Origin of the sequence: Duganella sp. Leaf61 (assembly GCF_001421905.1) — a bacterium.
GTDB lineage: Bacteria > Pseudomonadota > Gammaproteobacteria > Burkholderiales > Burkholderiaceae_D > Rugamonas > Rugamonas zoogloeoides.
The window spans coordinates 131,017-157,424 of the sequence record NZ_LMLM01000002.1; the positions used below are offsets into that span (position 1 = coordinate 131,017).

The following is a 26,408-nucleotide window of genomic DNA, read 5'->3' on the forward strand; positions in this document are numbered from 1 at the left end:
GGCGTTTTTCGCTTTAAAGAATCATAAGTAACCCAGTTTTTAATAATAAGTTGTACATACACGATAAGGAAACCATGAGCACCATTGAACAGAAGGCCCTCGCATATCACCGTGCCGGCCGCGCCGGCAAGATCGCCATCGAAGTGACCAAGAGCGTCGCTACCCAGGAAGACCTGGCGATGGCCTACTCGCCGGGCGTGGCTGCGCCGTGCATGGAAATCGCCCGCGAGCCGGCCAAGGCCTACGAGTACACCGCCAAGCGCAACCTGGTGGGCGTGATCACCAACGGTTCCGCCGTGCTGGGCCTCGGTAACATCGGCGCGCTGGCCGGCAAGCCGGTCATGGAAGGCAAAGTGGTCCTGTTCAAGAAGTTCGCCGGCATCGACGCCTTCGACATCGAAATCGACGAAGCCGATCCTGACAAGCTGGTGGAAATCATCGCCTCGCTGCACCCTACTTTTGGCGGCATCAACCTCGAAGACATCAAGGCGCCCGAGTGCTTCTACATCGAACGCAAGCTGCGCGAACGCCTGCCAATTCCCGTCTTCCATGACGACCAGCACGGCACCGCCATCGTCGTGGGCGCCGGTATGCTGAACGCCATCGAAATGACCGGCCGCGATATCGCCACCGTGAAAATCGTGTGCTCCGGCGCCGGCGCCGCCGCCATGGCCTGCCTGGAACTGCTGGTGGACCTCGGCGCGCAAAAGCACAACATCTTCGTATGCGACAGCAAGGGCGTGCTGTCCACCGTGCGTCCGCTGGACGGCGAAAAAGCCGCGTGGGCGCGCGACACGCCATTTACCACGCTGTCGCAAGTGATGGAAGGCGCCGACGTGTTCCTGGGCGTGTCCGGTCCGGGCGTGCTGTCGCAAGCCGACATCGTGGCGATGAACCCGCACCCGATCGTCTTCACGCTGGCCAATCCGGAACCGGAACTGCGTCCGGAACTGGTGCGCGAAGTGGCGCCCGACGCGATCATCGCCACCGGCCGCTCGGACTATCCGAACCAGATCAACAACGCGCTGTGCTTCCCTTACCTGTTCCGCGCGGCGCTCGATTGCGGCGCTTCGACCATCAACCAGGAAATGAAGCGCGCTTGCGTGGTGGCGCTGGCCGACATGGCCCGCAGCGATGCCCGCTTCGGCAAGGACTACGTGGTGCCAGGTCTGCTGGACCCGCGCCTGCTGCGCGGCGTCACGCCGAAAATCGCCACTGCGGCCTTCCGCAGCGGCGTGGCCCGTAAAGAGCTGATCGAATCGGAATACGCGGACGACCTGGTCGAACTGGGCGAATCGCTGATCTAAGCCTGTACACCGCCATGCCCGCGCCAGCGGGTGTGGCGGAGTTGGAGGATAATCGCGGGTATCAGCCCACCCGAGGAACCGACAACATGAGCACCACCCCCATCAAACTGACCTCCTTTTCGCACGGCGGCGGCTGCGGCTGCAAGATCGCGCCCGGCGTGCTGTCCGAAATCCTCAAGAACTCCAACGGCTTCCCGGTACCGAAAGAACTGCTGGTCGGGATCGAAACCGCCGACGATGCGGCCGTATACCTGCTCAACGACGAACAGGCACTGATCGCCACCACCGATTTCTTCATGCCCATCGTGGACGATCCGTTCGACTTCGGCCGCATCGCCGCCACCAATGCCATCTCCGACGTGTATGCGATGGGCGGCACGCCAATCATGGCGCTGGCCCTCGTCGGCATGCCGGTCAACAAACTGCCGATTGACACCATCGGCCAGATTATCAAGGGCGGCGAGTCGATTTGCGCCGAGGCGGGCATTCCGATTGCCGGCGGCCACACCATCGATTCGGTGGAACCGATTTACGGGCTGGTGGTGATGGGCCTGATCCATCCATCGAAAATCAAGCGCAATGCCGATGCCCGCGCAGGCGATGTCCTGATCCTCGGCAAACCGCTGGGCGTGGGAGTGCTGTCGGCCGCGCTTAAAAAAGACAAGCTCGACGCAAGCGGCTATGCAGCCATGATCGCCAACACCACCAAGCTGAACAAGCCAGGCCGAGCGCTGTCCGATATGGCCGGCGTGCACGCGATGACCGACGTCACCGGCTTCGGCCTCTTGGGCCACCTGCTGGAACTGGCGCGCGGCGCCGGGCTCGAAGCGCAACTCGATATGGACAATATTCCGCTGCTGCCCGGCGTGGAGCAGCTGGCGCACGACGGTTGCGTCACGGGCGCGTCGGGACGCAACTGGGAAGCGTACGGCAAGGACGTGGAACTGGCGCCAACGATTTCCGCCGCGCGCCACGCGCTGCTGACCGACCCGCAAACCTCGGGCGGCCTGCTGGTGTCGTGCGATGCGGCCAGCGTCGATGACGTGCTGGCGCTGTTTGCGCGCGAAGGCTTTGGCGAAGCTGCCGTGATCGGGCGCATGGTAGATGGCCCGCCACGGGTAAGCGTCAACTGATACGGAGCGGGTATGGTGCCGACGAGGTTGTTTTTGCATTACCTGGGGCAGCTCAAGCAATTGCTGTTGATGGTCGAGCGGTTCGATGCTCGAGCTGGCAGTGCGCGGCTGCATCCCACCATGTTTCCGCTGTTGCAGCAGGCGCGCACAGCCATCGGTTTTACCTTGCGCAGCACCTGCCCGCTTGCCGGCAGAGAGATCGTCTCGTTTGGCACAGACCACGACAGTTTTGCCAGTGTGCACGCGCAGCTCGATGCGGCCGTCATTTACCTGGCCGCGATTCCCGCTGAGGATTTTCTCGCGCCGGTGCGGCCCGTTGCCACCACCGCCGGGTTTGCAGGCCTGGCGCTCGACAGCGACGAGTATTTTCTGATGTACACGGTACCCAACTTCTTTTTCCATTACTCGATGGTGTACGCGATCGCGCGCCAGGCTGGGGTGCCAATCGGCAAGGCCGATTTCGATGGTTTTCACCAGTATCCGCCCGGCTTCTCGTTCGAGTCCGCGTAACAAATCCTTGACAACGAGGCTTGCAATCTCGTACATTTAGGGCATGACTTCGCATCTGCACCTATCCGCTTTCCTGTTGCCGTTGGCTAGCGCCCTATCGCTAGCAGCGCGCCTACCTGCACACGCTTAATTAGCGTTCAGCTGTACCCGTGTCGGCCATAAGCCACACAGTCTCCCCAAATCCAGGAAAGTTTGCACCGATGTTGACCACGGCTACCCATGCTCCATCCCGCACTGGCGATTTTTTCGCTAAGCTACTGCTAAAGCTACCGATCGGTTGCCTGGCCTAGCGTTCCGTGGCCGCCCGGCAGCCGCCCGCCACACCGCGCCAGCCATCCGCTGGCACAGCACTTTTCAAAATTTGAGACCCAGGAGCACCCCATGATGTTGCAGAACCCAGCAGCGAAGTATCGCGCCTTCCCCGCCATCCAGTTGTCGGATCGTCAATGGCCTAACAATGTGATCAGCAAGCCGCCGATCTGGATGAGCACCGATCTGCGCGACGGCAACCAGGCGCTGATCGAGCCGATGAGCATCGAGAAAAAGCTGCGCTTCTTCGACCTCCTGATCAAGGTGGGCCTCAAGGAAATCGAAGTGGGCTTCCCGTCCGCATCGCAAACCGACTTCGACTTCGTGCGCCGCCTGGTGGAAGAAAACCGCATTCCCGACGACGTCACCATCATCGTGCTGACCCAGTCGCGCGACGAACTGATCCGTCGCACCGTGGAATCGGCTGCAGGCGCCAAGCGCGCCATCATCCACCTGTACAACTCGGTAGCACCGGTGTTCCGTAAAGTGGTGTTCGGCATGTCGCGTGAAGAAATCACCAATATCGCCACTACCGGCACCAAGCTGGTCAAGGAACTGATCAAGCAGCATCCGCAAACCGACTGGGGTTTCGAGTACACGCCGGAATCGTTCTCCACCACCGAACTCGATTTCTCCAAGCATATCTGCGACGCCGTCACCGCCATCTGGGAGCCGACGCCGCAAAAGAAAATGATCATCAACCTGCCTTCGACGGTTGAGTGCAGCACGCCCAATATTTACGCCGACCAGATCGAGTGGATGTCGCGCAAGCTGGCCCGCCGCGACTCGCTGATCATCAGCGTGCACCCGCACAACGACCGTGGCACCGCCGTGGCTTCGGCCGAACTGGCCGTGATGGCTGGCGCCGATCGCGTCGAGGGCTGCCTGTTCGGTAACGGCGAGCGCACCGGCAACGTCGATCTGGTCACGCTGGCACTCAACCTGTACACGCAAGGCGTGCACCCGGGCCTCGATTTCTCCGACATCGACGAAGTGCGCAAGTGCGTGGAAGAGTGCAACCAGTTGCCGGTGCATCCGCGCCACCCTTACGTGGGCGACCTGGTGTTCACCGCCTTCTCCGGTTCGCACCAGGATGCGATCAAAAAAGGTTTTGCGCAGCAAAAAGATGGCGCGCTGTGGGAAATTCCGTACTTGCCGATCGACCCGGCCGACCTCGGTCGCAGCTACGACGCCGTGATTCGCGTCAACAGCCAGTCGGGCAAGGGCGGCATGGCCTACCTGCTGGAGCAGGATTACGGCCTGGTGTTGCCGCGCCGCCTGCAAATCGAGTTCTCGCGCGCGGTGCAAGCCGTGGCCGACCAGACCGGCCTGGAAATCACCGCCGAAGGCATTTACGAGATCTTCAGCCGCGAATACTTCGAGCAGAACCAGCCGTACGCGTACAACGCCCACAAGATGGTGGAAGACACTACCAGCGACGAGCCAGTACAGATCGATATCGCCCTCACCCACCGCGATGCGGCGCTGGCCCTGAAAGGCGGCGGTAACGGTCCGATCGACGCGTTTGTCGATGCACTGGGCCTCGACATCAAGCTGATGGACTACCACGAGCATTCGATCGGCTCGGGCGCCAACGCCAAGGCGGCATGCTATGTGGAACTGCGCCTGGCCAACGGCCCGACCCTGTTCGGCGCCGCCACCGACAGCAATATTCTGACGGCTTCGTTCAAGGCGGTGCTCAGCGCCGTGAACCGCCAGTTGAACGCCATCGACGCAGCGCAGGCCAAGGCCGCCATCGCTGCCTGATCAGGCAGTGATCAGATCGTCTGGTCGAAGCCGGACGATGCCACCGACGAGAGCAAATCGCTCTCGTCATTTTCATCGGTCAACTTCTTGTCCATCAGAATATCGTCGTACGGCACGCCATCGACGATCAGCGCACAGTGCTCGCGGCCATACACCTTGAAGCCCAGCGACTCGTACAGGTGGATCGCGGCAGCATTGCCGACCGTGACCGCCAGCGTGACCTTGGTCACGCCTTCCATGGTAGCAATGCACTCCATCGCCTGGTTCATCAGCTGGCGTCCCACGCCGGTGCCGCGATACGCCATATCAACCTGCATACCGCGTATGAAAGCCTTGTGGCGCAGCTTGATCTGCGCTTCGCGCCCCACGCCCACCATACCGACCAGGCGCTCGCCGTCAAAGGCGCCGAAGCGGTTGCGGCCGGCTTCGGACGCGAAATAGGCTTCCGTGACCGACAACGGTGTGTTGCATTCCTCTTCGTAGCTGGAGGTGAAGGCGTTGGGGGTTTCGCGCAGGCCGGCAAGACGCAGCGCCTGGAAGGCAGCAGAGTCCGCCGGGGTTAATCGTCGTATGTGGATGGGCATGGTAAGAAGTAAAGTAAATGATTGGTGCGATTAAAAAGATGATTAAATTATCATTTACCTGATTGCTAATAGCAAGCGAACGGGCACGAAAGATGGAGCGTTGCCCCGCTCTTGGTGCGAATACTCGTGAATTTGAGTGATACGGCGCGGTCAAGCCTGGCGCGCCAGCCGCAAGCCTGTAAATTGCCAGCGGGCGCCGGCCGGGAAAAAGTTGCGATAGCTAGCGCGCGCGTGACCGTCCGGCGTGGCGCATGACGAGCCGCGCAGCACGTACTGGTTCAACATGAACTTGCCGTTGTATTCGCCCAGCGCACCGGGCGCGACCTGGAAGCCGGGATATGGTGCATAGCTGCTGCTGGTCCATTGCCAGCAGTGGCCGAACATCTGTTGCAGTTCTAAATTGTGCGCCGACACGGCTGCAACTTCCCACTCCGCTTCGGTCGGCAGGCGCGCACCGGCCCAGTGCGCATAAGCATCGGCCTCGAACAGCGACAGGTGGGTAGCGGGACGTTCAAGATCGAGCGGCTGCTCGCCGTGCAGCGTGAACTCGGTCCACGCGCCCTGCTCGTCGCAGCGCCAGTAGAACGGTGCCTTCAAACCCTGCGAGCGCACCCAGTCCCAGCCCTCGGCCAGCCACAGCGCGGCATTGAAGTAGCCGCCGGCGGCAACAAAAGCCAGGTACTCGCCATTGGTGACCAGGCGCGAAGCCAACTGGAACGGCGCCACGTATTGCTTGTGGCGCGGCAGCTCGTTATCAAAACAAAAGTCCTCCCCAGCGTGGCCGATTTCGGCCAGGCCGCCGTCAATATCTACCCAGGCCAACGGGGCGGCCGGCGGCTCATCGGGGCGCGGCGCATCGAGGTAAGCAGGCAGCAAGGCGCTTTGCGCCAGCAAGTGCTTGACGTCGGTAAGGATCAGTTCCTGGTGCTGCTGCTCGTGTTGCAGGCCCAGCGTGACCAGCAGGTGCAGTTGCGCGCGCTGCTGCGCATCGAGTCCGGATGACAGCAGGCGCGCCACGCGCGCATCGACATCGTGACGGTAGGCGCGCACCTGCGCCATGGCGGGCCGGGTGAGCAGGCCGCGCTGGGCGCGCGGATGCTTGTCGCCCACGCCGTTGTAATACGAATTGAACAGCACCCGGAACGCCGGATGGAATGGCGCAAAATCCGGTTCCATGCGCTCGAGAATGAAGGTCTCGAAAAACCACGTGGTGTGCGCCATGTGCCACTTGACCGGGCTGGCGTCGGGCATCGACTGGGCGCCGCAGTCCTCGTCGGACAGCGGCGCGGCCAGCGCCAGCGTGTGGGCCCGGACCGCGCTGTAGCGTGCATCCAGGGACAAATCACTCAGTGGCGTATCACTCGGTTGCGTGTCACTCAGTTGCGTATAAATTACTTGCGGCTGGCGCATATCCATCAGGGATTTCCTCAGTCGGGGATGACGCGGGCGTAGATCACGGCGAACCAGTTGTTCTCGTCGGTCCATACGCGGTTGGTGGCAAAGCCCGCTTGCTCGAGCAGGCTGACGAAGGACTGCCGCGTGTATTTATAGCTGTCTTCGGTGTGGATGCGCTCGCCGCTGGCGAAGTGGCGTTCGTGGTTCTGCCAGCGCACCGTGACGGCACTGCGCGCTTCCAGGTGCATTTCGATGCGCTTCTCGTGCGGGTTGAAGAACGCGTGGTGCTGCCAGTCGCGCACATTGAAGTCGGCACCCACCAGGTGATTTACGTGGCGCAGCATGTTCAGGTTGAACGCGGCGGTGACGCCGATGGCGTCGTCATACGCCGCATCGAGCACCGCGCTGTCTTTTACCAGGTCCACGCCGATCAGCAGGCCGCCGTCGTCGCCGGCATTGGCGCGCAGACCGTGCAAAAACGCAATCGCCTGTTCCGTTGAAAAATTGCCGATCGATGAGCCGGGGTAGAAGAACAACCGTCGCCTGGAACGCACACTGTCGGGCAGCGCGAAGCCGCCGGAAAAGTCGAGCCCCAGAGGCGTCATCTCGATCTGCGGAAAGCGCTGCTGCAGGCGCGTGACCGATTCGGTCAGAAAGTCGCGCGAGATATCTACTGGCACGTACTGCGCCGGCTGCAACAGCGGGAACAGGCTGGCCGCCTTGGCGCAATTGCCCGCGCCCAGGTCGATCAGCGAAACGCCGGTGCCGATGTCGTGCGCCATGGCAGCACCATGGGCCTCGAAGATTGCCGCTTCGGTGCGAGTGGGGTAATACTCGGGCAGCTCGCAAATCGCTTCGAACAGCCGCGAACCGAGGCTGTCGTACAGGAATTTGGGGGAAGTATGGGCGGCGGGGGCCAACAGGCCGGTGGAAATCTCCGCGATGACCGCAGCGCTGCCGTGGGTGGGCGCTGGATGCTCCGGGCTGGTTGTCTGCATAGATTGCTCTGCCTTTAGGGGTAATGCCGGTCTGCACTAGGCTGCAAGGCAAGAGCCGACTTTTTGTTATCATAGCCGAATACGCATTCTTTCGCGGCGCGCACAAAAACACTGTGCGGCGTTTCACCCAACTCACCCATAGGGCCTTCCATGATGAAATTTTCCTCCCTGCGCACCATGAAATCGGTGCTGGCTGCCGGCTTGCTGGTGACCGCAGCATTCGCCCAGGCGCAATCGGCCAACGGCGTGTTCCGCGTGACCGCGATTCCTGATGAAGCACCGACCGAACTGCAGCGCAAGTTCAAGCCGCTGGGCGACTACCTGGAAAAGAAAATCGGCATGAAGGTCGAGTTCACCCCGGTGACCGACTACGCCGCTTCGGTGGAAGCGCTGATCAACAAGAAAGTGGACATGGTGTGGTTCGGCGGCTTTACTTTCGTGCAGGCGAAAGAGCGCAGCAAGAACCAGGTCACGCCGCTGGTGCAGCGCGCCGAAGATGAAAAATTCCGTTCGGTGTTCATCACCACCCAGAAAGACATCAACAAGCTGGAAGACCTGAAAGGCCACACGCTGACTTTCGGTTCGGAGTCGTCCACTTCGGGCCACCTGATGCCGCGCTCGTTCCTGCTGGCCGCCAAGATCAATCCGGACACCGACCTGAAACGTATCGCTTTCTCCGGCGCGCACGACGCCACCGTGGCAGCGGTTGCCGGCGGCAAGGTCGATGCCGGCGCACTGAACATCTCGGTCTGGGAAAAGCTGGTGGCCGAGAAGAAGGTCGATCCAGGCGTGGTCCGCGTGTTCTACACCACCCCCGGCTACTACGACTACAACTGGACCGTGCGCACCGATATGAACGCGGACCTCAAGAAAAAGCTGACCGATGCCTTCCTGGCGCTCGATCCGAAGAACCCGCAAGACAAGGTGATCATGGACCTGCAACGCGCATCGAAGTTCATCCCGACCAAGGCTGAAAATTACATCGCCATCGAAGCTGCCGCGCAAAACGCCGGCCTGCTGAAGAAGTGATCCCGAGCACTTGTCTTAGTCCGGCATGCCGACCTACCATTTGCACCACCTGACGGTGCGCCATCGCGGCGCATCCTCACGTTCAGGTACGCCCCTGCCCGCGCTGCGCGAGCTTTCGCTCACCATCGAACAAGGGGAGCAACTGGCGCTGATCGGCCCATCCGGCGCCGGCAAGACCACCTTGCTGGCCACCCTTGCGTGCGCGCAGCAGCCTGCCAGCGGCACTTTCACCATGTTCGATCAGGACCCGTGGGCGCTCGGCGACGCTGCGCGCCACCGGTTGCGTGCGCGCCTGTTCCTGGCGCCGCAAACGCCGCCGCTGCCGCCGCGCCAGCGCGTGGTGACGGCGGTGCTGGCCGCGCACCTGCCGCAATGGAGCATCTGGCGCGCACTGGCTTCGCTGTTCAAACCGGCCGATCCGCAAGCCGCGTGGCAGGCGCTGGCGCGCTTCAACCTCGGCGATAAACTGTATTCGCGCGTGGACCGCCTGTCGGGCGGCGAACGCCAGCGCTGCGGCCTGGCGCGGCTGCTGCTCTCCCCAGCCGAAGCGCTGCTGGTGGACGAGCCGCTGTCTGCGCTCGACCCGGTGCTCTCCGAGCTGACCCTGACCACCCTGCGCGAGGAAACGGCTGCCCGCAACGCCACCCTCGTATGCAGCCTGCACCAGGTGGACCTGGCGCTGGCGCATTTCCCGCGCATCGTCGCCCTGCGCGCCGGCCGCATCGCCTTCGATCTGCCGCGCGCACAAGTCACGCCCCAGATGATCGCCGAGTTGTACCAGGGCGAGCCCTCAGCAGCAGCACCGGCGCCGGCAGCACTGCCGGAAGCGGATGCCATGCTGGTCAAACCCGGCGCCGGCGCCTGCCTGTGACCGCGCTGCACCGCCCCCTGTCCGCGCAATTGCCGGATCAGCTACCAGAGCGGCTGCGCCGCGACCCGGCCTGGCGCGGCCGCATCATCGCCTGCCTGCTCACGGTGGTCATCGTGTGGCCGATGCTGGTGATGAGCGAATTCAAGCCGTGGATTTTATGGGACTGGCAGAGCCTGTCCGCCACCGGCCGCTTCCTGTCCGACTTCCTGGTGCCCGCGCACGACACCGAATTCCTGCAATTGCTGCTGCGTGAAACCTGGCAAACTGTGGCCATTGCCACCGCCGGCCTGGCGCTGGCGCTGGTGGTGGCCATTCCGGCCACGCTGATCATCACCGACCGCCTGTCGATCTCGGCGCTGGGTACCGGCCGCACGCGCCTGCCCGCGCGGCTGCTGCGCCAGAGCGTGCGCTGGATCCTGATCCTGCTGCGCAGCGTGCCGGAACTGGTGTGGGCATTGCTGTTCGTGCGCATCATCGGTTTTGGTCCCACCGCCGGGGTGCTGGCCATTGCCCTCACCTACTGCGGCATGCTGGGCAAGGTGTATGCCGAAATCCTCGAATCGTCGGACACCCACAGCACCGACACCCTGCTGGCCAACGGCAGCGGCAGGCTGGCCGCGCTGCTGTACGGCGCGCTGCCGGAATCGGCGTCCGAGCTGATGTCGTACACGGTGTACCGCTGGGAGTGCGCGATTCGCGGCTCGGTGGTGATGGGTTTCGTGGGCGCCGGCGGCCTCGGTCAGCGGATGGACGAATCGATGAAGATGCTGGCCGGCGCCGAGGTATCGTCGATGCTGCTGGTGTTCGTGCTGCTGGTCGCGCTGGCCGACTTGTTTTCCAAAATCTTGCGGCGGCGGCTCGGATGAAGCGCATGCATGACACCCGACACATGCCCAAGCCGCCGGCACGCGACTGGACCATCATCGCCGTGATGCTGCTGTTGGCAGCGCTGGTGGTGGCCAGCTTCGCGTCGCTGCCGCTCAAGTGGCGCGACTTTTTCACGATCGACGCCATCAACAGCGCCGCCGAACTGCTGGCCGGCTTCGCCCCGCCGGAAACCGCCACGCCCTTCCTGGTCAAGACCGCGTGGGCCACGCTGGAAACCATGTCGATGTCGGCACTGGGCACGCTGCTGGCGGTGGTGGCCGGGCTGGCGCTGGCGCTGCCGGCGTCGGGCCGCCTGGGCCAGGCGCCGCGCGCGGCCGTGCGCGCCCTGCTCAATGTGCTGCGCTCGATTCCCGAACTGGTATGGGCCTCGATCCTGCTGATTGCCGCCGGCCTGGGGCCGTTTGGCGGCACGCTGGCGCTGGCCGCGCACACGGCCGGGGTGCTGGGCCGGCTGTTTGCCGACTCGCTGGAAAACGCCCCGCCGGGACCGGAGGCGACGCTGCGCACCAACGGCGCCAGCGCCGCCGCCGCATTCCTCTACGCCACCTTGCCGCAAACCTTGCCGCAGATGCTGTCGTACACGCTGTACCGCTGGGAAAACAATATCCGCGCTGCCGCCATCCTGGGCGTGGTGGGCGCCGGCGGCCTCGGCCAGATGCTCAAATACCACCTGTCGCTGTTCCAGATGCAGCAGGCGGCCACCGTCATCATCGCCATGCTGGTGCTGGTGGCCCTGGTGGACGCCATCAGCTATGCGCTCCGGCGCGCCCTCACCCGCTAGGCTCCCATGTCCACGCCCCTGTTAGAACTTCGCAACCTGTCCAAGTCGTACCAGGGCCGCCCGGTGCTGGCCAACCTGTCGTGGACCTTCCGGGCCGGAGAATTCGTGGCCATCATGGGCGACTCGGGCGTGGGCAAGTCCACCCTGCTCAACCTGATTGCCGGCCTCGATGCGCCCGATGCTACAAGCAAATCGTCCATCATCATCGACGGCATGCCGATGGCGGGCCTGGACGACGACGCTGCCACCCGCCTGCGCCGTTCGCGCATGGGGTTCATTTTCCAGGCCTTCCACGTGCTGCCGCACCTGACCCTGCTGCAAAACGTCGCCCTGCCGTTGCTGCTCAACGGCCTGCCCGTGGCGCGCGCGGCCGAGATGATCGACGCCGTGGGCCTGGGCGGGCGTGGCGACGACTTCCCTCATCAACTGTCCGGCGGCGAGATGCAGCGCGTGGCCATTGCCAGGGCGCTGGTGCACCGCCCGGCCCTGGTGCTGGCCGACGAACCCACCGGCAACCTCGACCCCGACACCGCCCACGGCATCCTGGAATTGCTCCATCGCGAGATCAAATCGACCGGCGCCTGCGCCATCATGGTCACACATTCGCACATCGCCGCCGAAATGACAGACAAAATCCTACAACTATCGAAATGCGGCATACAAGAAACAACAATCGTCAAGCCATTTGAGCAATAAACAAGATAATTCAATTGTTAAACGCTGCAGCCAAGGCCGCAAAGGAGTATGATTTGAACTAACTTGCACGGTTAACAAGAATGTTGAGTAGCGCTCCACATTCAAAGCAATAGTGTGAGCGCTAGCCTTGCTGGGAAGACGTCATTTCTTCACGTTTAAGCTAAGGAGGAGCGAAAAATGAACGTAAGGCAAAAAAAGATGGAACTGATCGAAGCGATGAATCGTGCTCGGGCGCTGGAACCTTCCAGTTTTGTTCCGAACAAGTTACTCGATACTTTGATCGAAAAGATGAACCTTAAAAACGATGCAGAGTTGTGCCGCGTTTTGGAAGTTCAGCCGCCGATCATCAGCAAAATCCGCCACCGTAAGTTGGCAGTGGGTGCCACGATTTTGCTGCGGATGCACGAGAAGTCAGATATCAGCATCCGTGAATTAAAAGATCTGTCGACCGCCTCAATGCATTGAACAGCTTCGCTGATCTTGCTATGCCAGGCGCCGGCATGCGGTAACCGGCGCCCCCAATGCGATCATGCTTCAGCCCAAACCCCGCTGACAGCTGCATTACTCTCCCCCCTCCAGTTTTATCTCCCGGCAGTGCCCACACGTCCCGTCTCCCGGTAACAATTTGTTGCACCCTACACAAAAGAAATATAGCAGGGCCTTCAATTTGGCATACTCTTCCGTCATTAGCGTTCCGGGACACGCCATGCAAACCAACACCAACACGATGCGCACCTTGATCATCACGCTATTCGCTAGCGCGACCACGCTGCTGGCCGGCTGTGCCGCCACCGGCGACCGCGCTCCCGGCACTGCTGGCGCCGCCAGCATCACGTCCGCGCAATTGCCCGCCGCCGTCAACCGCGTGAGCTGGGGCGTCAACCAGGGCACCTGGCAGCAGGCGCAGGCGCTGGGCTACGATACGTGGCTGGAGCAGCAGTTGCGGCCGTCCCCGGCATCATTGCCGACCACGGCCCAGGCCCAGATCGACGTTTTGACCATCGCCAGCAAGCCGCTGCCGCAGCTGGTGGCGGACCTGGAACAACAGCGCAAGGACGCCGACAAGATCGCCGACGACGATGAAAAGAAAACCGCGCAAAAGGCTTACCAGCAGGCAATGAACAACCTGGCGCGCGAGGCGGCCACGCGCTCGCTGCTGCGCGACCTGTATTCACCCAACCAGTTGCAGGAGCAAATGACGTGGTTCTGGATGAACCATTTTAACGTCCACGCGGGCAAGAGCAACCTGCGCGCGCTGGTGGGCGACTACGAAGAAACCGCGATCCGGCCGCACGCGCTGGGCAAGTTCCGCGACCTGCTGGGCGCCACCGTGCGTCATCCGGCCATGATCCGCTACCTGGACAACGAACAGAACGCCGCCAACCGCATCAACGAAAACTATGCACGCGAGCTGATGGAGCTGCACACGCTGGGCGTGGATGGCGGCTACAGCCAGCGCGACGTGCAGGAGCTGGCGCGCATCCTCACCGGCGTCGGGGTCAACTTGGGCGATACGGCACCGAAGGTGAAAAAGGAACTGCAGTCGCAGTACGTGCGCAGCGGCCTGTTCGAGTTCAATCCCAACCGCCACGACTACGGCAACAAGCAGTTCCTCGGGCAGCCGGTCAAGGGACGCGGCCTGGTCGAAGTGGACGAGGCGCTCGACCGCCTGTGCCGCAGTCCGGCCGCAGCACGCTTCATCAGCCGCAAGCTGGCCGTGTATTTCGTCGCCGACGAACCGCCGCCGGCACTGGTGGCCCGCATGGCTGCGGTATTCCAGTCGTCCGACGGCGACATTGCGGCGGTCATGCGCACCATGCTCACATCGACCGAGTTTGCCGAGTCGCTCGGCAAGAAATTCAAGGACCCGGTGCACTACGTGGTCGCGGCCGTGCGCCTGACCTACGACGACAAGGTGGTGCTCAACACCGCGCCAATGCTGGGATGGCTGAACCGCATGGCGCAGCCGCTGTACGGCCGGCAGACGCCGGACGGCTATGCGCTCACCCAGCCCGGCTGGGCCAGCCCGGGCCAGATGACCACCCGGTTCGAGATCGCCAAGGCCATCGGCTCGGGCAACGCGGGACTGTTCAAGACCGAGGGGCCGCAGCCGCAGGAACGCGCGGCGTTCCCGCAACTGGCCAGCGCCTTTTACTACCAGTCCTTGCAGCAAACCCTGGCGCCGAACACGCGCCGGGCACTGGAACAGGCAACCTCGCCGCAGGAATGGAACACCCTGCTGCTGTCGTCACCGGAACTGATGCACCGTTAAACCAAGGAGATCACCATGGAACGCCGCACCCTGCTCAAATCGCTGGCCGCACTGCCCCTTGCAGCCACCGCCGCCGGCAACCTGTGGGCCGCACCGGCCAGCAAGACCCGCCTGCTGTTCGTCTTCATGCGCGGCGGCTACGACGCCACCAGCCTGCTGGTGCCGATCGCGAGCGAATATTACTACCAGGTGCGGCCCAACATCGCCATCCCCAGGCCGTCCGACGATTTGAAGTCGGCGCTGGCCATCAATGCCGACTGGGGCTTGCACCCGGCGCTGCGCGACACCATCTATCCGCTGTTTACCAGCGGCGAAGCGGCGTTCGTGCCGTTTGCCGGCACCGAGGACCTCTCGCGCAGCCACTTCGAAACCCAGGACAGCATCGAACTGGGGCAACCGCTGCAAGGCACGCGCAACTACCGCTCCGGCTTCTTGAACCGCCTGGCCACCACGCTCAATGCCGACCGCGCCAGCGCCATTTCGTTCACCGACCAGCTGCCGCTGATCATGCAGGGCACGGCGCAGTTGCCCAATATGGCGCTGCGCTCGCTCGGCAAGCCGCAGGTCGATGCCCGCCAGGCCCGCATGATCGCCGCCATGTACGACGGCAGTCCGCTGGCGTCGCAGGCGCGCGAGGGTTTCGTGGTGCGCGAGGACGTGATGAAGCAGATGATAGGCGAAATGGACGCGGCCAACCGCAACGCCATCACCGCCAAGGGCTTCGAGCTGGAAGCGCGCCGCATCGCCAGGCTGATGAAAGAGAAATACAACGTCGGTTTTGTTGACGTGGGCGGCTGGGACACCCACGTCGGCCAGGGCAACGGCGCGGGCTACCTGTCCAACCGCTTCGAGGAACTGGGACGCGGCCTGGCAGGCTTCGCCCAGGAGATGGGGCCAGAATGGAAGGACACGGTCGTGGTGGTGGTCAGCGAATTCGGCCGCACCTTCCGCGAAAACGGCAATCGCGGCACCGATCACGGCCACGGCTCGGTGTACTGGGTGCTCGGTGGCGGCGTGCGCGGCAACGCGGTGCGCGGCGAGCAGATCGCGCTGGAACAGAAAACCCTGTTCCAGAACCGCGACTACCCGGTGCTCAACGAATACCGCGCCATGTTCGGCGGCCTGCTGGCGCGCATGTACGGCTTGAACAGCGGCCAGGTGGAAACCATCTTCGGCACCAGGGGGCGCGATCTCGGCCTCGTTTAGTGCAGGTAAAACCGGTCAGGTGTATTCGACGCAATCTTCCTTGCGGCAAAAGCTCACCAGCTTGATGCCGGCTGCCAGCGCGACGTCGATCGCCAGGGTGCTGGGCGCCGAAATGGTGGCCAGCATGGGGATGTTCAGGCGCGCGGCCTTGCGTACCAGCTCATAGCTGGCGCGGCTCGACATGAATACAAAGCCTTGGGTCATATCCACGCGCTCGAGCGCCAGGTAGCCGATCAGCTTGTCCATGGCGTTGTGGCGGCCCACGTCTTCGCACACGCGCAGCACGGCGCCGCTGGCGTCGCACCAGGCGGCGGCATGGACGCCGCCGGTGGCGCGCATCAGGTGCTGGTGCGCGCCCAGTCCGGCCGCAGCGCGGGCGATGGCCGGCGCCAGCGTAACGTCGTCGTGCAATGGCGCGGCGTCGATGCGCGGCGGCGCAACGTCGATCAGTTCCAGGCTCTCGACTCCGCACACGCCGCAACCGCTGCGCCCCGCCATCGACCGGCGCTGCTGCTTGAGCAGCATGAAGTCTTCCTGCGCGATGGTCAGCGCCACCTCTACGCTGCGCGCGTGTTCCTGCACCTCGATGTCGAACACGTCGGACGGCCTGCCCACCAGGCCCTCGGTCAGCGCGAAGCCCATGGCAAAGGCCTGCAGGTCGCGCGGCGTGACCATCATCACCGCGTGCGAGATGCCGTTAAAAACCAGCGCCACCGGCAGTTCTTCCGCCACCTGGTCGGTGGTGGCGGTGGCGCCCTCGGGCGTGATGCCGCGATGGCGCAGCACCGGGCGCTGCTGGATGCCGCTGCGTTCTGTTTCCTGGTCGAGTTTCATTGCCGCCCCGCGTAGTCGTACAAGGCTCGATTGTACCGCGCAGAACCGGACTGGGTTGGTCCCTGCCAGGCGCCATCCCGACATGGCAGGGGCGGCGTATCGCCAAAGACGGGGCGGTTACGCTGCCAGCGGCTCGCCGCCCACGCCGTAGTGGCGGGCATAACGTGCATCGAGGTTCGCCAGCGGCATCATCAGGAACAGGTCGGCGCTTTCGAAATCCGGATCCCAGGCCGGTTCGCCGCAAATCCACGCGCCCGAGCGCATATAGCCCTTGAGCAGCGCTGGCACTTGCGGCTTTTGCGCCGCTTCCAGCTTGCCGAACGGGAAAGGCAGGTGCGGCGTGACGCGGTATTCGAGGGGAGCGAGGTGCTTGCCGATCAGTTGCTGATAGACGGCGACAGCATTATGGCCGCCATCGGCCAGGCTGATGCTGGCGCAGCCGATCAGGTAATCGCAGTTTTCCCGGCGCATGTACTCGGCCAGGCCGGACCACAGCAACATGATCACGCTGCCGCCACGGTAAGCGGGATGGATGCAGGCGCGGCCCGCTTCCACCATGCGGCCGCGCAGGTGATTGAGGCGGCCAAGATCGAACTCGCCTTCGGAATACAGGCGGCCCAGCTTGCGGGCGCGGGTGGCGCTCAGCAGGCGGTAAGTACCGACGACTTTGAGGGTATCGACATCGCGCACGATCAGGTGGTCGCAATAGGCGTCGAATTCGTCGCTGTCGAGGCCATCGGGGCTCTCGAGCGAAGACAGGCCCATGGTTTCGATGAAGACTTTATAGCGCAGGCGCTGCACTTCGTGCAGCTCTTCCGGCGTGCTTGCCATGCTCAGCACCAGCTTGCCGGAAGCGGGACGGACGTCCGCTGGGAGGTTCGCAGCTTGTAAGATCGAGGTTTGCATGCTTCATCCTTTGTGTGGGTGACGAAGCAAGCGTAACCATCGAATACTTCAAGGAAATGACAGAAAAATGTCATTTCCGTGACATGCGCCGATCTGTTGTATTCAGATCAGTGTTTCCTCCATCAGGACTTCTTTGGACGGCCGGTTTTCAGTTGCGGCAGGCTGGCCAGCACTTTTTTCAGGGTGGCCAGATCGATCTGGCTGATCAGCGCAACGCCGATACGCAGCAGTTCGCTTTTCTTGATCTCGATACCGGCTTTCAGGCAGGTCTTCTTGACCTGGCCAAGCACCGCGTACTCTTGCTCGGGCATGGTGAAGCTGTCGCGCACCAGCTTGTCCTTGCGGGCTTTGTCGGCGCCGGCTTCCACTGCTGCGGTCTTGGCGGCTGGCTTGGTTGCTTGCTTGGTTGCTGGCTTCGATGCTTTCACGGCAGGCTTGGCAGCCGCCTTCGGTGCGGCCTTGGCAGCGGCTTTCGTGGCTGGCTTGGCGGCAGCCTTCGGCGCGACCTTGGCGGCTGCTGGTTTAACGGTTGCTGGCTTGGCGGCAGCTTTGGTCACCGGCTTGGCGGCGGCTTTAGTGGCGGCTGCGGCGGCTGGCTTGGCAGCGGCGGCCTTGGTTGCAGCAGGCTTGGCAGCAGCGGCTTTGGCGGCGGCAGGCTTGGCGGCAACTGCCTTGACAGCGGCTGGCTTGGCGGCAGCAGCTTGGGCCACAGCGGTCTTGGCGACTGCAGGCTTGGCAACTGCCGGCTTGGCGGCGACCGTTTTGGCGGCAGCAGGCTTCACGGCGGCTGGCTTGGCAACCGGTGCGGACTCGACTTTCGCTTCGGCAGGCTTGGCTGGCACAGCATTCACAGCGGCTTTGCTTGAAGGCGTTTTGTCGATCACTTGTTCATCAATAGTTTTATTCATACAGGCTCCAAAATTATCCAACGATATAAACAATATATATCATTTACAGGAATTTTGCTTGTGCAATCGCAAATGTGCTGGCATTTTCAGCAATCATCCGGTGGTTCTGATGGTGAAATCCACGCCCACGTCGTCCCAGTGTTCCTGTTCTTTTTCGAGCCAGTACGACAGCGTGGGATGGTCGGCCACCCATTCGCGCGGAATGTCGAGCTCGATGCGGCTCTTCATGCGCAGCTTGACCAGGCTGAAGTCGATGTCGATGCGCGAGTGCATGAACAGCACCGCCAGCCGGAACGCCACCACCGCCTTGGCGATATCGACTTCCTCGATCATCTCCGACACCTTGCGCAAGTTGCCCTTGTGCGCCACCACCAGCCGGCTCATGAGCTTTTGCTCGCGCGTGGTAAATCCCGGCAGATCGGCATTTTCGATCATGTAGCACGCGTGCTTGTGGTAGCCGGTGTGCGACACCACCAGTCCCACCTCGTGCAGCAGCGCGCTCCAGTACAGGTGGCGCGTATAGACCTCGCACGACGGCTTGGTTTGCGCGTACAGCGCCAGCGCGTCGTCGGCCACCCGGTTGGCGCGGCGCTGATCGACGTGGAATTTTTCCACGCACGCCTGCACCGACTGCTCGCGGCGGTCGCGCTTGGTCGAGCGCAGGTGCAAATCCCACATCACACCCATGCGCAGGCCCGCCTCGATCGGCTGTACCACCGGGATGCCGAGCTCGCGCACCAGGCCGATCAGGATCGCCAGGCCGCCGATGATGGTGCTGGCGCGGTCGGGCCGCAGGCCGGGCATGTCGATCTTGCTCACGTGGCTGAATTCGATGAAGCGCTGCTTGAGCGCGGACAGCGTATCGGCATTGACCTCCTTGCCGATGCCGTTCTTGATGATGATGTCGGCAATCGTGCGCGCAGTGCCGGACGAGCCGTAGCACTGCTTCCAGAACTGCGGCCGGTAAGGCGGCGCGGCATCCTCGAAATGGCTGCGCGCCGACAGGATGGCCGCCTCGAACGAGGGACCGTCCACCCGCCCGCCAACAAAAAACGACAGGCTTTGCTTGACCGTGCCCACGCTGAACGATTCGACCTTTTCGATTTCCTGGCCGCGCCCCAGTATCAGCTCGGTGGAGCCGCCGCCGATGTCGATCACCAGCCGCCGCTCGCCCGGCGCCGCCACGGCGCTCGCCACGCCCATGTAGATCAGGCGCCCTTCTTCCTCGCCGGAGATGATCTCGATCGGGTAGCCGATGGCCTGCTCGGCCTCGGGCAGGAAAACGGCCGAATTGCGCGCCACCCGCATGGCCGACGTGGCCACCACGCGCACCGCGTCGAGCTTGTAGCCGGCCAGCACCTCGCGGAAGTTGCGCAGGCACGCCAGCGCGTTCTGCATGGCGGCCGGGGTGAGGTTGCCCTTGTCGTCGAGGCCGGCGGCCAGGCGGATCGGTTCGCGCACGCTTTTGAGCACGCGGATTGCATCGCCATCGTGTTTGCCGATGTGGAGGCGGAAGCTGTTGGAACCCAGGTCTACTGCTGCATACATAATATGAACCCATGCCCGCCCGGCGCATGCCGGCGGAAAAAATTTAACTAAACGATTTAGATGATTTTAAAAATGCTATCACGATATGCCGTACTTGTGACGGCATGATGACAATCGCGTCCGCCTTGCGGGATAAATTGGCCAGGTGTCCCGGCGCTCAGGCGTCGAGCGTGGCGGCGCTATCGGCAGCATGCGCGGTCACCTGGTTGCCGCCGGCGGCGCGGGCCTGGCGTAATGCCAGGTCGGCGCGCTGGAACAGGCCCACGGTAGTGTCGTCGGCGCGCATGACAGTGGCGCCCAGGCTGGCGGTGAGGTTGATGATGGCTTTTTCGGCCTTGACCGGTTGCGCGGCCAGCGCGCCACGCACGCGTTCGGCGACCAGCAGCGCATCGTCGAGCGCGGTGCGCGGCAGCAGGATGGCGAATTCGCCGCCCCCCAGGTGGCCCAGGGTGTCGCTGTCACGCAGTTGCCGCTTGCAAGCGTCCGCCATGGCGACCAGCACCTGGTCGCCGGCCAGGTGGCCGTAATGGTCGTTGACGCGCTTGAAATCGTCGAGATCGACGATCACCAGCGCGGTAGGCTGACCGGGCCGGCGCGCCAGCGCCAGCCACGGCGCCAGCGCCTGGTGGAAGCCGCGCCGGTTCAGCGCGGACGTCAAAGGATCGATCACTTCCAGCCGTTCCAGCTCATTTTGCAGGCGCTGGCGCACCAGCAGCAGGTAGCCGAAACCATTGCCCAGCATGACCAGGTACAAGGCGACCAGGCCCATGCCCTGCACCAGCTCCGGGCTGACCCAGGACCAGCCATTGGGCAGGAGCAGCACCAGCAGGCCGCGCGCAACGACTGCCAGCGCCAGCACCACCGTGCTGACCACCAGGTAGCGGCGCAGCAGCGTGCCGGCCGACCAGCCCCGGCCCAGCGCGCCGGCGCCGGCAGCGACAAAGAAGCCGATGGACAGCGAGGAAATCGCCTGCCGCTCGGGTGGCGTGCGTTGCAGCAGCCAGGCGCCGACAAAGGCCGCCACCGCGATCAGCAGCACGGGCAGCAGGTAGCGGCGCCAGATGCGCCGGCCGGCCTGCTCCCACAGCGCCGCCGCGTCCAGCGCAAAGCCGGCCAGCAGCAGGGTATTGGCAAAGGGAATGGTCAGGAAATCGGGGAGCGTGCCGCGCAGGTACACCAGGCCCCAGGCCAATGCCTGCAGTTGCCGGGCGCGTGCCCACGTGGCATTGCCGCGCGCCGCAGTAGCGGCGCCGGCGGGCTGCTCGAAAAAGAACAGCGCCACGCACAGGCTGAGATTGCCCAGCGCCAGCGCCAGGACCAGCGTCTTGATCTCCATGACCGGGGGCGACTCAGACCTCGTGTTCGACGTTGGTGGTGCCGTCGCCCATCTTGCTGGCCCAGGCCTTGGAAAACAGTTCTTTTTCGTCCTCGTTGGGGCTGTCGTGCCAGAACACGATCAGCGTGCCCTTGTGATCGTGCAGCTGGCTGACTTTTTCAATAAAGCTCTGGTGGCCCGACAGGTCGGCCAGCGCCACCACGTAACCGTACACGCGGGTCAGGCGCTCGATACGGTCGGGTTCAGTAATACTGTTGGTGGCGGTCAGCGTGGGGTGATCTAAAAACATCGTGGTTCTCCGGTTTTGCGTGTGGTCCGCCCGTGGCGGTGCCCCGCCAATTTACCTAGAAATTTTCCTTCTGTAAATGAAAGTGACGGCCGCATGCTACTATAAATCGACATCCCGGATTTTTCAGACACTTGACGCCACCCGATCCCCGCCCCCAGGTCCACACCCGTGGCAATCGCCGCCTGCTGGAATTTCGTCCAGGCATGGTGCAAAGCGAGATGAAGCTCTCGCACCCCGACGACCTGGTGCTTGCGTACTGCCGCGCCATGATGTGTTTTACCCTGTTCCAGCCGCAGCCGGCGCACATCGTGATGGTGGGCCTGGGCGGCGGTTCGCTGGCCAAGTTCTGCTACCGCTACCTGCCTCACGCGCGCATCACCGTGCTGGAATTACGGGCCGACGTGATTGCCCTGCGCAATCACTTCGCCATCCCGCCCGATGACGACCGGCTGCGCATTGTCCACGCCGACGCCGCCAGCTACATGCGCCAGTTGCGCGGCAGCGCCGACGTGCTGCTGGTGGACGGTTTCGACGAACACGGCCTGCCGGCGCCGCTGGGCAGCGCCGCCTTTTACGCCGACTGCCGCCGCGCGCTGCGCCCCGGCGGCGTGTTGGTAACCAATATTTTCAGTTACGACCCGTCGTATGGCGTCATGCTGCGGCGCCTGCGGCACGCGTTCGGCGGCAGGATCTGCACCTTGCGCGGGGTGGCGGGCAATAACCGGATCTGGTTTGCGGTGCCGGGCGCGCAGCCGTCGCCTGCGCTGGCAATGCAGCGTGGGCTGGCGGGACAACGGTCGTTGCCGTGGCGGCCGCTGCTCAACCGGCTGCTGGCGTACCGCGTGGTGTGGCAGTTGCGCCGCACCGCATCGGCGTAACGGCTCGCAGACGCGGGCCGATCAGGTACTGGCCCGGTGAACCAGCTCGAAGCCGGTATCGATCACGCGCGGACGCACCTGGTTGCCGCCATCGAGCCGGTCCAGCAGCAATTGCGCCGCCACGGTGCCGATGTTGCGGCCATCGACATGGATGGTCGAGAGCGGCGGATACGTGTGGGCTGCGAAATTCAGATCGCCAAAACCAATCACGGCCACCTGGCCCGGCACCTCGAGCCCCCGGCTGACCGCCTCGGTCAGCACGCCGTGCGCGAGCGTATCGGAACTGCACACGACGGCGTCGAGATCGGGCGCCTGCGCCAGCAATTGCGCCAGACCTTCGCGGCCCAGTTGCAAGGTGGTGGGCAGCGGCATCAGTTGCACCGCCGCCACCGCCACGCCGTGGCGCGCCAGTTCCGCCTGCAGCCCCTGGTTGCGGCGCGCGCCGCGCGGGTCGTTGACAGCCAAAATCGCGATGCGGCGGTAGCCGCGTTCCAATAAATGGTGCGCGGTGGCCTGTCCCACTTCTTCGTGTGAAAAGCCCACCACCATGTCGATCGGCGACGACGCCATGTCCCACGCCTCCACCACCGGCACGCCGGACAGCTCCAGCCGCCGCCGCGTGTTATCCGTATGCAGCGTACCGGTAACGATGATGCCGTCCGGGCGGCGGCTGAGGATGGTTTCGACCAGCACTTCCTCGCGCCACGGCTCGTAGCGTGACAAGCCCAGCAGCAACTGGTAACCGGCCTGGGTCAGCGTATCGGTCACAGCTTCCACCATTTCGGCAAAGATCGGCGTGGCGATGCTGGGAATCACCAGTGACACCAGCTTGCTGCGATTGGAAGCCAGTGCGCCGGCCATCATGTTTTTCACGTAGCCGGTCTGCTGCACCGCCTCCTGTACCCGCGCCAGCGTGTTCGGCCGCACCAGCTGCGGCTGGTTGAGGGCGCGCGATACCGTGATCGGCGACACGCCGGCTACCTTGGCCACATCGGCCAGCGTGGCGCCGCTGACCGGAATGTCGGCGTTGGCGGTGCGCAGAACGCGCAAGTCGGATTGGTCATTTTTGATGGTCATGTGCCAGATTATATAGCAACACATCATTTTCTATCATTTACTTCAATCATAAAAAAATGCGTAAGTCTCGTAAATTTAAGTTGATATTTGCAAATGACATCGCTACCATTTAATGACAGCGCAATCATTTCAAGAACAACCAAGGATGCAAGATGACCAGCCAGACCCACAACGACACTCCCATCATCACTGCCATGCGCGTGGTCCCGGTTGCCGGACGCGACAGCATGTTGCTCAACCTCAGCGGCGCCCACGGCCCCTACTTCACCCGCAACATCGTCATCCTCACCGACAATGCCGGCCACACCGGCGTCGGTGAAGTTCCGGGCGGCGAAGCAATCCGCCAGACCCTGGAAGATGCCAAAGAGCTGGTGATCGGCCACAGCATCGGCAACTACAAGGCCATCCTCAACGCTGCGCGCACGGCGTTTTCCGGGCGCGACGCCGGCGGCCGTGGCCTGCAGACGTTCGACCTGCGCATCGCCATCCACGCCATCACCGCGCTCGAAGCGGCGCTGCTCGACCTGCTCGGCCAGCACCTGGGCGTGCCGGTGGCAGCCCTGCTTGGCGACGGCCAGCAGCGCACCGAGGTGGAAATGCTCGGCTACCTGTTCTACATCGGCGACCGCAACGACACCGACCTGCCCTACGCGGCCGATCCCGACAATGAAGACGCCTGGCTGCGCCTGCGCCATCAAAAAGCGCTGACACCGGAAGCGGTGGTGCGCCTGGCCGAAGCAGCATACGAGCGCTACGGCTTCCAGGACTTCAAACTGAAAGGCGGCGTGCTGCGTGGCGAGGACGAGATCGCGGCCGTCACCGCGCTGCATGAACGCTTCCCGCAGGCGCGCATCACGCTCGACCCCAACGGCGGCTGGCTGCTCAAGGACGCAATCCGCCTGTGCCGCGACCAGCACGATGTGCTGGCCTACGCCGAAGATCCGTGCGGCGCCGAGAACGGCTTTTCCGGCCGCGAAGTGATGGCCGAATTCCGCCGCGCCACCGGTCTGCTCACCGCCACCAATATGGTCGCCACCGACTGGCGCGAGATGCAGCACGCGATCTCGCTGCAATCGGTCGACATTCCGCTGGCCGACCCGCACTTCTGGACCATGCAGGGCTCGGTACGGGTGGCGCAGATGTGCCACGAATGGGGCCTGACCTGGGGTTCGCATTCGAACAACCACTTCGATATCTCGCTGGCGATGTTCACCCACGTGGCCGCCGCAGCGCCGGGCAAGATCACCGCCATCGACACCCACTGGATCTGGCAGGACGGCCAGCACCTGACCCGCAACCCGTTCCAGATCGAAGGCGGCAAGGTGCAAGTACCCACCACCCCGGGCCTGGGCGTGGAACTCGACCTCGAGGCGCTGGAAGCTGGCCACCAGCTGTACCTGAACATGGGCCTGGGCGCCCGCGACGACGGCGTCGCCATGCAGTACCTGATTCCAGGCTGGAAATTCGATAACAAAAAGCCCTGCCTGGTGCGCTGATCATCCGATTCATGCAAGTTTGAGGAGACTGCAACATGAGTACAGTTTTACCCACCGCCGCCGGCGCGCCATCGAGCGTGCTGGCCAGCGCGGTCAGCAAGATCAAGTGGCGCATCCTGCCGTTGTTCGTGGTGATGTTCATCGCCAACTACATCGACCGTGTCAACATCGGCTTCGTCCGTACCCACCTGGAGGCGGACCTGGGCATCGGCGCGGCTGCGTTCGGCTTCGGCGCCGGGGTTTTCTTCCTCGCCTACGCGCTGTTCGAGGTGCCGTCAAATATCCTGCAACAGCGCTTCGGCGCCAAGGCCTGGCTCACCCGCATCATGGCCACCTGGGGCATCGTCGCCACCGGCATGGCTTTCGTGCAGGGCGAGACGTCGTTTTACGTGATGCGCTTCCTGCTGGGCGTGGCCGAGGCTGGCTTCTTCCCGGGCGTGGTGTATTACTTTACCCAGTGGCTGCCCAATGCCGAGCGCGGCAAGGCGATGGCGATTTTCCTCAGCGGTTCGGCGCTGGCGTCGGTGGTGTCCGGTCCATTGTCGGGCGCGCTGCTGCAAATCGAGGGCGGTGGCCTGCACGGCTGGCAATGGATGTTCATCATCGAAGGCGTGGCGTCGATCCTGCTGTGTTTTGTGGTGTGGTTCTGCCTTGATTCGAAACCGAGCGACGCCAAGTGGCTGACCGATGCCGAGCGCCGTGAGCTGGAAACCGTGATCGCGGCCGAGCAAAAGGAGCGCGAAAAATCGAAGCCGGGCCACGTCAGCATGTTCTCGCTGCTGCGCGATAGCCGCATTGCGCTGTTCTGCTTCATCTATTTCGCCATCCAGCTCACCATCTACGGCGCCACATTCTGGCTGCCGAGCATCATCAAGAAGATGGGACACTACACCGATTTCCAGATCGGCCTGTTCAACTCGATTCCGTGGATTATCTCGATCGCGGCCATGTATATGTTCGCTTCGCTGGCCGCCCGCTTCAAGCACCAGCAGATGTGGGTGGCGATAGCCCTGGTGATCGCGGCAACCGGCATGTTCATGTCCACCGTCGGTGGCCCCGTATTCGCGTTCGTGGCGATCTGCTTTGCCGGTATCGGCTTCAAGGCGGCTTCCGCGCTGTTCTGGCCGATTCCGCAAGCATACCTGGACGCCCGCATCGCTGCGGCCGTGATCGCGCTGATCAACTCGCTGGGCAACCTGGGCGGCTTCGTGGCGCCGACCACCTTCGGCTATCTCGAGCAGAAGACCGGTTCGATCCAGGGCGGCCTGTATGGGCTGGCGGCGGCGTCGCTGGTCGCCGCGGCCCTGGTGTTCCTGACGCGGGTGCCCAAGAAGTAAGGGCTTGATTTGGGCCGCTATAATTACGGCTGACAATATTTATGGCCGAGTCC

25 protein-coding genes are annotated in these 26,408 nt (G+C 63.3%); 15 read left to right on the forward strand and 10 right to left on the reverse strand.

The genetic code is table 11. The annotated features are described in order from the left end of the window. Positions 1-74 precede the first annotated feature (74 nt). The 4 genes from ASF04_RS04830 to leuA all read left to right on the forward strand — a co-directional run bounded on the left by ASF04_RS04830 (position 75) and on the right by leuA (position 5,026). Positions 75-1,307, forward strand: coding sequence for a malic enzyme-like NAD(P)-binding protein (locus tag ASF04_RS04830; RefSeq protein WP_056138640.1), 1,233 nt, complete (start codon positions 75-77; stop codon positions 1,305-1,307). 86 nt (positions 1,308-1,393) lie between these two features. Then, complete coding sequence (gene selD, locus ASF04_RS04835) at positions 1,394-2,440, forward strand: selenide, water dikinase SelD (protein ID WP_056138643.1); 1,047 nt, start codon at positions 1,394-1,396, stop codon at positions 2,438-2,440. Between the two features lie 12 nt (positions 2,441-2,452). Then, positions 2,453-2,950, forward strand: coding sequence for a DUF1993 family protein (locus tag ASF04_RS04840; RefSeq protein WP_056138645.1), 498 nt, complete (start codon positions 2,453-2,455; stop codon positions 2,948-2,950). Between the two features lie 381 nt (positions 2,951-3,331). Next, complete coding sequence (gene leuA, locus ASF04_RS04845) at positions 3,332-5,026, forward strand: 2-isopropylmalate synthase (protein ID WP_056138647.1); 1,695 nt, start codon at positions 3,332-3,334, stop codon at positions 5,024-5,026. 11 nt (positions 5,027-5,037) lie between these two features. Here leuA and ASF04_RS04850 read toward each other — a convergent pair whose 3' ends face one another. The 3 genes from ASF04_RS04850 to egtD form a co-directional block, all read right to left on the reverse strand. Beyond that, positions 5,038-5,610 (reverse strand): GNAT family N-acetyltransferase, encoded by a 573-nt coding sequence (locus ASF04_RS04850; protein WP_082488554.1) that lies wholly within the window; start codon positions 5,608-5,610, stop codon positions 5,038-5,040. Positions 5,611-5,760: 150 nt separating this feature from the next. After that, positions 5,761-7,026: an ergothioneine biosynthesis protein EgtB gene (egtB, locus tag ASF04_RS04855; RefSeq protein ID WP_229204916.1), complete on the reverse strand. Its 1,266-nt coding sequence runs from the start codon at positions 7,024-7,026 to the stop codon at positions 5,761-5,763. Between the two features lie 11 nt (positions 7,027-7,037). After that, positions 7,038-8,003, reverse strand: a complete 966-nt coding sequence (gene egtD / locus ASF04_RS04860) for an L-histidine N(alpha)-methyltransferase (protein ID WP_056138651.1) — start codon at positions 8,001-8,003, stop codon at positions 7,038-7,040. A gap of 150 nt (positions 8,004-8,153) precedes the next feature. Between egtD and ASF04_RS04865 the strand changes: the two genes are divergently transcribed. The 8 genes from ASF04_RS04865 to ASF04_RS04900 all read left to right on the forward strand — a co-directional run bounded on the left by ASF04_RS04865 (position 8,154) and on the right by ASF04_RS04900 (position 15,746). Further along, a complete protein-coding gene (locus ASF04_RS04865) occupies positions 8,154-9,032 on the forward strand; it encodes a putative selenate ABC transporter substrate-binding protein (protein WP_373922121.1) in 879 nt (292 codons plus the stop codon). Between the two features lie 25 nt (positions 9,033-9,057). Beyond that, positions 9,058-9,903, forward strand: coding sequence for a phosphonate ABC transporter ATP-binding protein (locus tag ASF04_RS04870; protein ID WP_056138652.1), 846 nt, complete (start codon positions 9,058-9,060; stop codon positions 9,901-9,903). 5 nt (positions 9,904-9,908) lie between these two features. Then, a complete protein-coding gene (locus tag ASF04_RS04875) occupies positions 9,909-10,769 on the forward strand; it encodes an ABC transporter permease (protein WP_229204929.1) in 861 nt (286 codons plus the stop codon). Then, positions 10,766-11,572 (forward strand): phosphonate ABC transporter, permease protein PhnE, encoded by an 807-nt coding sequence (gene phnE, locus ASF04_RS04880; RefSeq protein WP_056138653.1) that lies wholly within the window; start codon positions 10,766-10,768, stop codon positions 11,570-11,572. The genes ASF04_RS04875 and phnE overlap by 4 nt, the downstream gene beginning before the upstream one ends. Positions 11,573-11,578: 6 nt before the next feature. Further along, on the forward strand, positions 11,579-12,268 hold the full coding sequence (locus ASF04_RS04885; protein WP_229204918.1) for an ABC transporter ATP-binding protein: 690 nt from the start codon (positions 11,579-11,581) through the stop codon (positions 12,266-12,268). 177 nt (positions 12,269-12,445) lie between these two features. Then, complete coding sequence (locus ASF04_RS04890) at positions 12,446-12,733, forward strand: hypothetical protein (RefSeq protein WP_019922076.1); 288 nt, start codon at positions 12,446-12,448, stop codon at positions 12,731-12,733. Positions 12,734-12,974: 241 nt separating this feature from the next. Next, a complete protein-coding gene (locus ASF04_RS04895; RefSeq protein WP_056138654.1) occupies positions 12,975-14,540 on the forward strand; it encodes a DUF1800 domain-containing protein in 1,566 nt (521 codons plus the stop codon). A 15-nt stretch (positions 14,541-14,555) separates the two neighbouring features. Then, complete coding sequence (locus ASF04_RS04900; protein WP_056138656.1) at positions 14,556-15,746, forward strand: DUF1501 domain-containing protein; 1,191 nt, start codon at positions 14,556-14,558, stop codon at positions 15,744-15,746. 15 nt (positions 15,747-15,761) lie between these two features. Here ASF04_RS04900 and fdhD read toward each other — a convergent pair whose 3' ends face one another. The 6 genes from fdhD to ASF04_RS04930 all read right to left on the reverse strand — a co-directional run bounded on the left by fdhD (position 15,762) and on the right by ASF04_RS04930 (position 21,567). Then, the gene (gene fdhD / locus ASF04_RS04905) at positions 15,762-16,580 is read right to left on the reverse strand and encodes a formate dehydrogenase accessory sulfurtransferase FdhD (RefSeq protein ID WP_056138663.1); all 819 of its coding nucleotides are present in this window, start codon (positions 16,578-16,580) and stop codon (positions 15,762-15,764) included. A gap of 117 nt (positions 16,581-16,697) precedes the next feature. Then, on the reverse strand, positions 16,698-17,486 hold the full coding sequence (locus ASF04_RS04910) for a GNAT family N-acetyltransferase (protein WP_019922072.1): 789 nt from the start codon (positions 17,484-17,486) through the stop codon (positions 16,698-16,700). A gap of 122 nt (positions 17,487-17,608) precedes the next feature. Further along, positions 17,609-18,394, reverse strand: a complete 786-nt coding sequence (locus ASF04_RS28040) for a hypothetical protein (RefSeq protein ID WP_229204919.1) — start codon at positions 18,392-18,394, stop codon at positions 17,609-17,611. Positions 18,395-18,487: 93 nt separating this feature from the next. Continuing rightward, positions 18,488-19,942, reverse strand: a complete 1,455-nt coding sequence (locus ASF04_RS04920; protein ID WP_056138664.1) for a Ppx/GppA phosphatase family protein — start codon at positions 19,940-19,942, stop codon at positions 18,488-18,490. Between the two features lie 157 nt (positions 19,943-20,099). Next, positions 20,100-21,278, reverse strand: coding sequence for a GGDEF domain-containing protein (locus tag ASF04_RS04925; protein WP_056138667.1), 1,179 nt, complete (start codon positions 21,276-21,278; stop codon positions 20,100-20,102). A 13-nt stretch (positions 21,279-21,291) separates the two neighbouring features. Further along, positions 21,292-21,567: a hypothetical protein gene (locus ASF04_RS04930; protein WP_056138668.1), complete on the reverse strand. Its 276-nt coding sequence runs from the start codon at positions 21,565-21,567 to the stop codon at positions 21,292-21,294. Positions 21,568-21,785: 218 nt separating this feature from the next. On the opposite strand from ASF04_RS04930, the gene ASF04_RS04935 reads away from it, so the two are divergent. Then, positions 21,786-22,445 carry a methyltransferase domain-containing protein gene (locus ASF04_RS04935; protein WP_373922122.1) on the forward strand — a complete coding sequence of 220 codons (660 nt, stop codon included), beginning with the start codon at positions 21,786-21,788 and terminating at the stop codon, positions 22,443-22,445. A gap of 21 nt (positions 22,446-22,466) precedes the next feature. On the opposite strand, the gene ASF04_RS04940 is transcribed toward ASF04_RS04935, so the two are convergent. Further along, on the reverse strand, positions 22,467-23,522 hold the full coding sequence (locus ASF04_RS04940; protein ID WP_056138671.1) for a LacI family DNA-binding transcriptional regulator: 1,056 nt from the start codon (positions 23,520-23,522) through the stop codon (positions 22,467-22,469). Between the two features lie 152 nt (positions 23,523-23,674). Between ASF04_RS04940 and gudD the strand changes: the two genes are divergently transcribed. Continuing rightward, the gene (gene gudD, locus ASF04_RS04945) at positions 23,675-25,018 is read left to right on the forward strand and encodes a glucarate dehydratase (protein WP_056138673.1); all 1,344 of its coding nucleotides are present in this window, start codon (positions 23,675-23,677) and stop codon (positions 25,016-25,018) included. A 35-nt stretch (positions 25,019-25,053) separates the two neighbouring features. Further along, complete coding sequence (locus ASF04_RS04950; protein WP_056138675.1) at positions 25,054-26,355, forward strand: MFS transporter; 1,302 nt, start codon at positions 25,054-25,056, stop codon at positions 26,353-26,355. Positions 26,356-26,408 lie beyond the last annotated feature (53 nt).

Excerpts from the sequence above, each read along its gene's own strand:
- ASF04_RS04830 (WP_056138640.1), top strand. The coding sequence starts at position 75 with ATGAGCACCATTGAACAGAAGGCCCTCGCATATCACCGTGCCGGCCGC.
- selD (WP_056138643.1), top strand. The coding sequence starts at position 1,394 with ATGAGCACCACCCCCATCAAACTGACCTCCTTTTCGCACGGCGGCGGC.
- ASF04_RS04840 (WP_056138645.1), top strand. The coding sequence starts at position 2,453 with ATGGTGCCGACGAGGTTGTTTTTGCATTACCTGGGGCAGCTCAAGCAA.
- leuA (WP_056138647.1), top strand. The coding sequence starts at position 3,332 with ATGATGTTGCAGAACCCAGCAGCGAAGTATCGCGCCTTCCCCGCCATC.
- ASF04_RS04850 (WP_082488554.1), bottom strand. The coding sequence starts at position 5,610 with ATGCCCATCCACATACGACGATTAACCCCGGCGGACTCTGCTGCCTTC.
- egtB (WP_229204916.1), bottom strand. The coding sequence starts at position 7,026 with ATGGATATGCGCCAGCCGCAAGTAATTTATACGCAACTGAGTGACACG.
- egtD (WP_056138651.1), bottom strand. The coding sequence starts at position 8,003 with ATGCAGACAACCAGCCCGGAGCATCCAGCGCCCACCCACGGCAGCGCT.
- ASF04_RS04865 (WP_373922121.1), top strand. The coding sequence starts at position 8,154 with ATGATGAAATTTTCCTCCCTGCGCACCATGAAATCGGTGCTGGCTGCC.
- ASF04_RS04870 (WP_056138652.1), top strand. The coding sequence starts at position 9,058 with ATGCCGACCTACCATTTGCACCACCTGACGGTGCGCCATCGCGGCGCA.
- phnE (WP_056138653.1), top strand. The coding sequence starts at position 10,766 with ATGAAGCGCATGCATGACACCCGACACATGCCCAAGCCGCCGGCACGC.
- ASF04_RS04885 (WP_229204918.1), top strand. The coding sequence starts at position 11,579 with ATGTCCACGCCCCTGTTAGAACTTCGCAACCTGTCCAAGTCGTACCAG.
- ASF04_RS04890 (WP_019922076.1), top strand. The coding sequence starts at position 12,446 with ATGAACGTAAGGCAAAAAAAGATGGAACTGATCGAAGCGATGAATCGT.
- ASF04_RS04895 (WP_056138654.1), top strand. The coding sequence starts at position 12,975 with ATGCAAACCAACACCAACACGATGCGCACCTTGATCATCACGCTATTC.
- ASF04_RS04900 (WP_056138656.1), top strand. The coding sequence starts at position 14,556 with ATGGAACGCCGCACCCTGCTCAAATCGCTGGCCGCACTGCCCCTTGCA.
- fdhD (WP_056138663.1), bottom strand. The coding sequence starts at position 16,580 with ATGAAACTCGACCAGGAAACAGAACGCAGCGGCATCCAGCAGCGCCCG.
- ASF04_RS04910 (WP_019922072.1), bottom strand. The coding sequence starts at position 17,486 with ATGCAAACCTCGATCTTACAAGCTGCGAACCTCCCAGCGGACGTCCGT.
- ASF04_RS28040 (WP_229204919.1), bottom strand. The coding sequence starts at position 18,394 with ATGAATAAAACTATTGATGAACAAGTGATCGACAAAACGCCTTCAAGC.
- ASF04_RS04920 (WP_056138664.1), bottom strand. The coding sequence starts at position 19,942 with ATGTATGCAGCAGTAGACCTGGGTTCCAACAGCTTCCGCCTCCACATC.
- ASF04_RS04925 (WP_056138667.1), bottom strand. The coding sequence starts at position 21,278 with ATGGAGATCAAGACGCTGGTCCTGGCGCTGGCGCTGGGCAATCTCAGC.
- ASF04_RS04930 (WP_056138668.1), bottom strand. The coding sequence starts at position 21,567 with ATGTTTTTAGATCACCCCACGCTGACCGCCACCAACAGTATTACTGAA.
- ASF04_RS04935 (WP_373922122.1), top strand. The coding sequence starts at position 21,786 with ATGAAGCTCTCGCACCCCGACGACCTGGTGCTTGCGTACTGCCGCGCC.
- ASF04_RS04940 (WP_056138671.1), bottom strand. The coding sequence starts at position 23,522 with ATGACCATCAAAAATGACCAATCCGACTTGCGCGTTCTGCGCACCGCC.
- gudD (WP_056138673.1), top strand. The coding sequence starts at position 23,675 with ATGACCAGCCAGACCCACAACGACACTCCCATCATCACTGCCATGCGC.
- ASF04_RS04950 (WP_056138675.1), top strand. The coding sequence starts at position 25,054 with ATGAGTACAGTTTTACCCACCGCCGCCGGCGCGCCATCGAGCGTGCTG.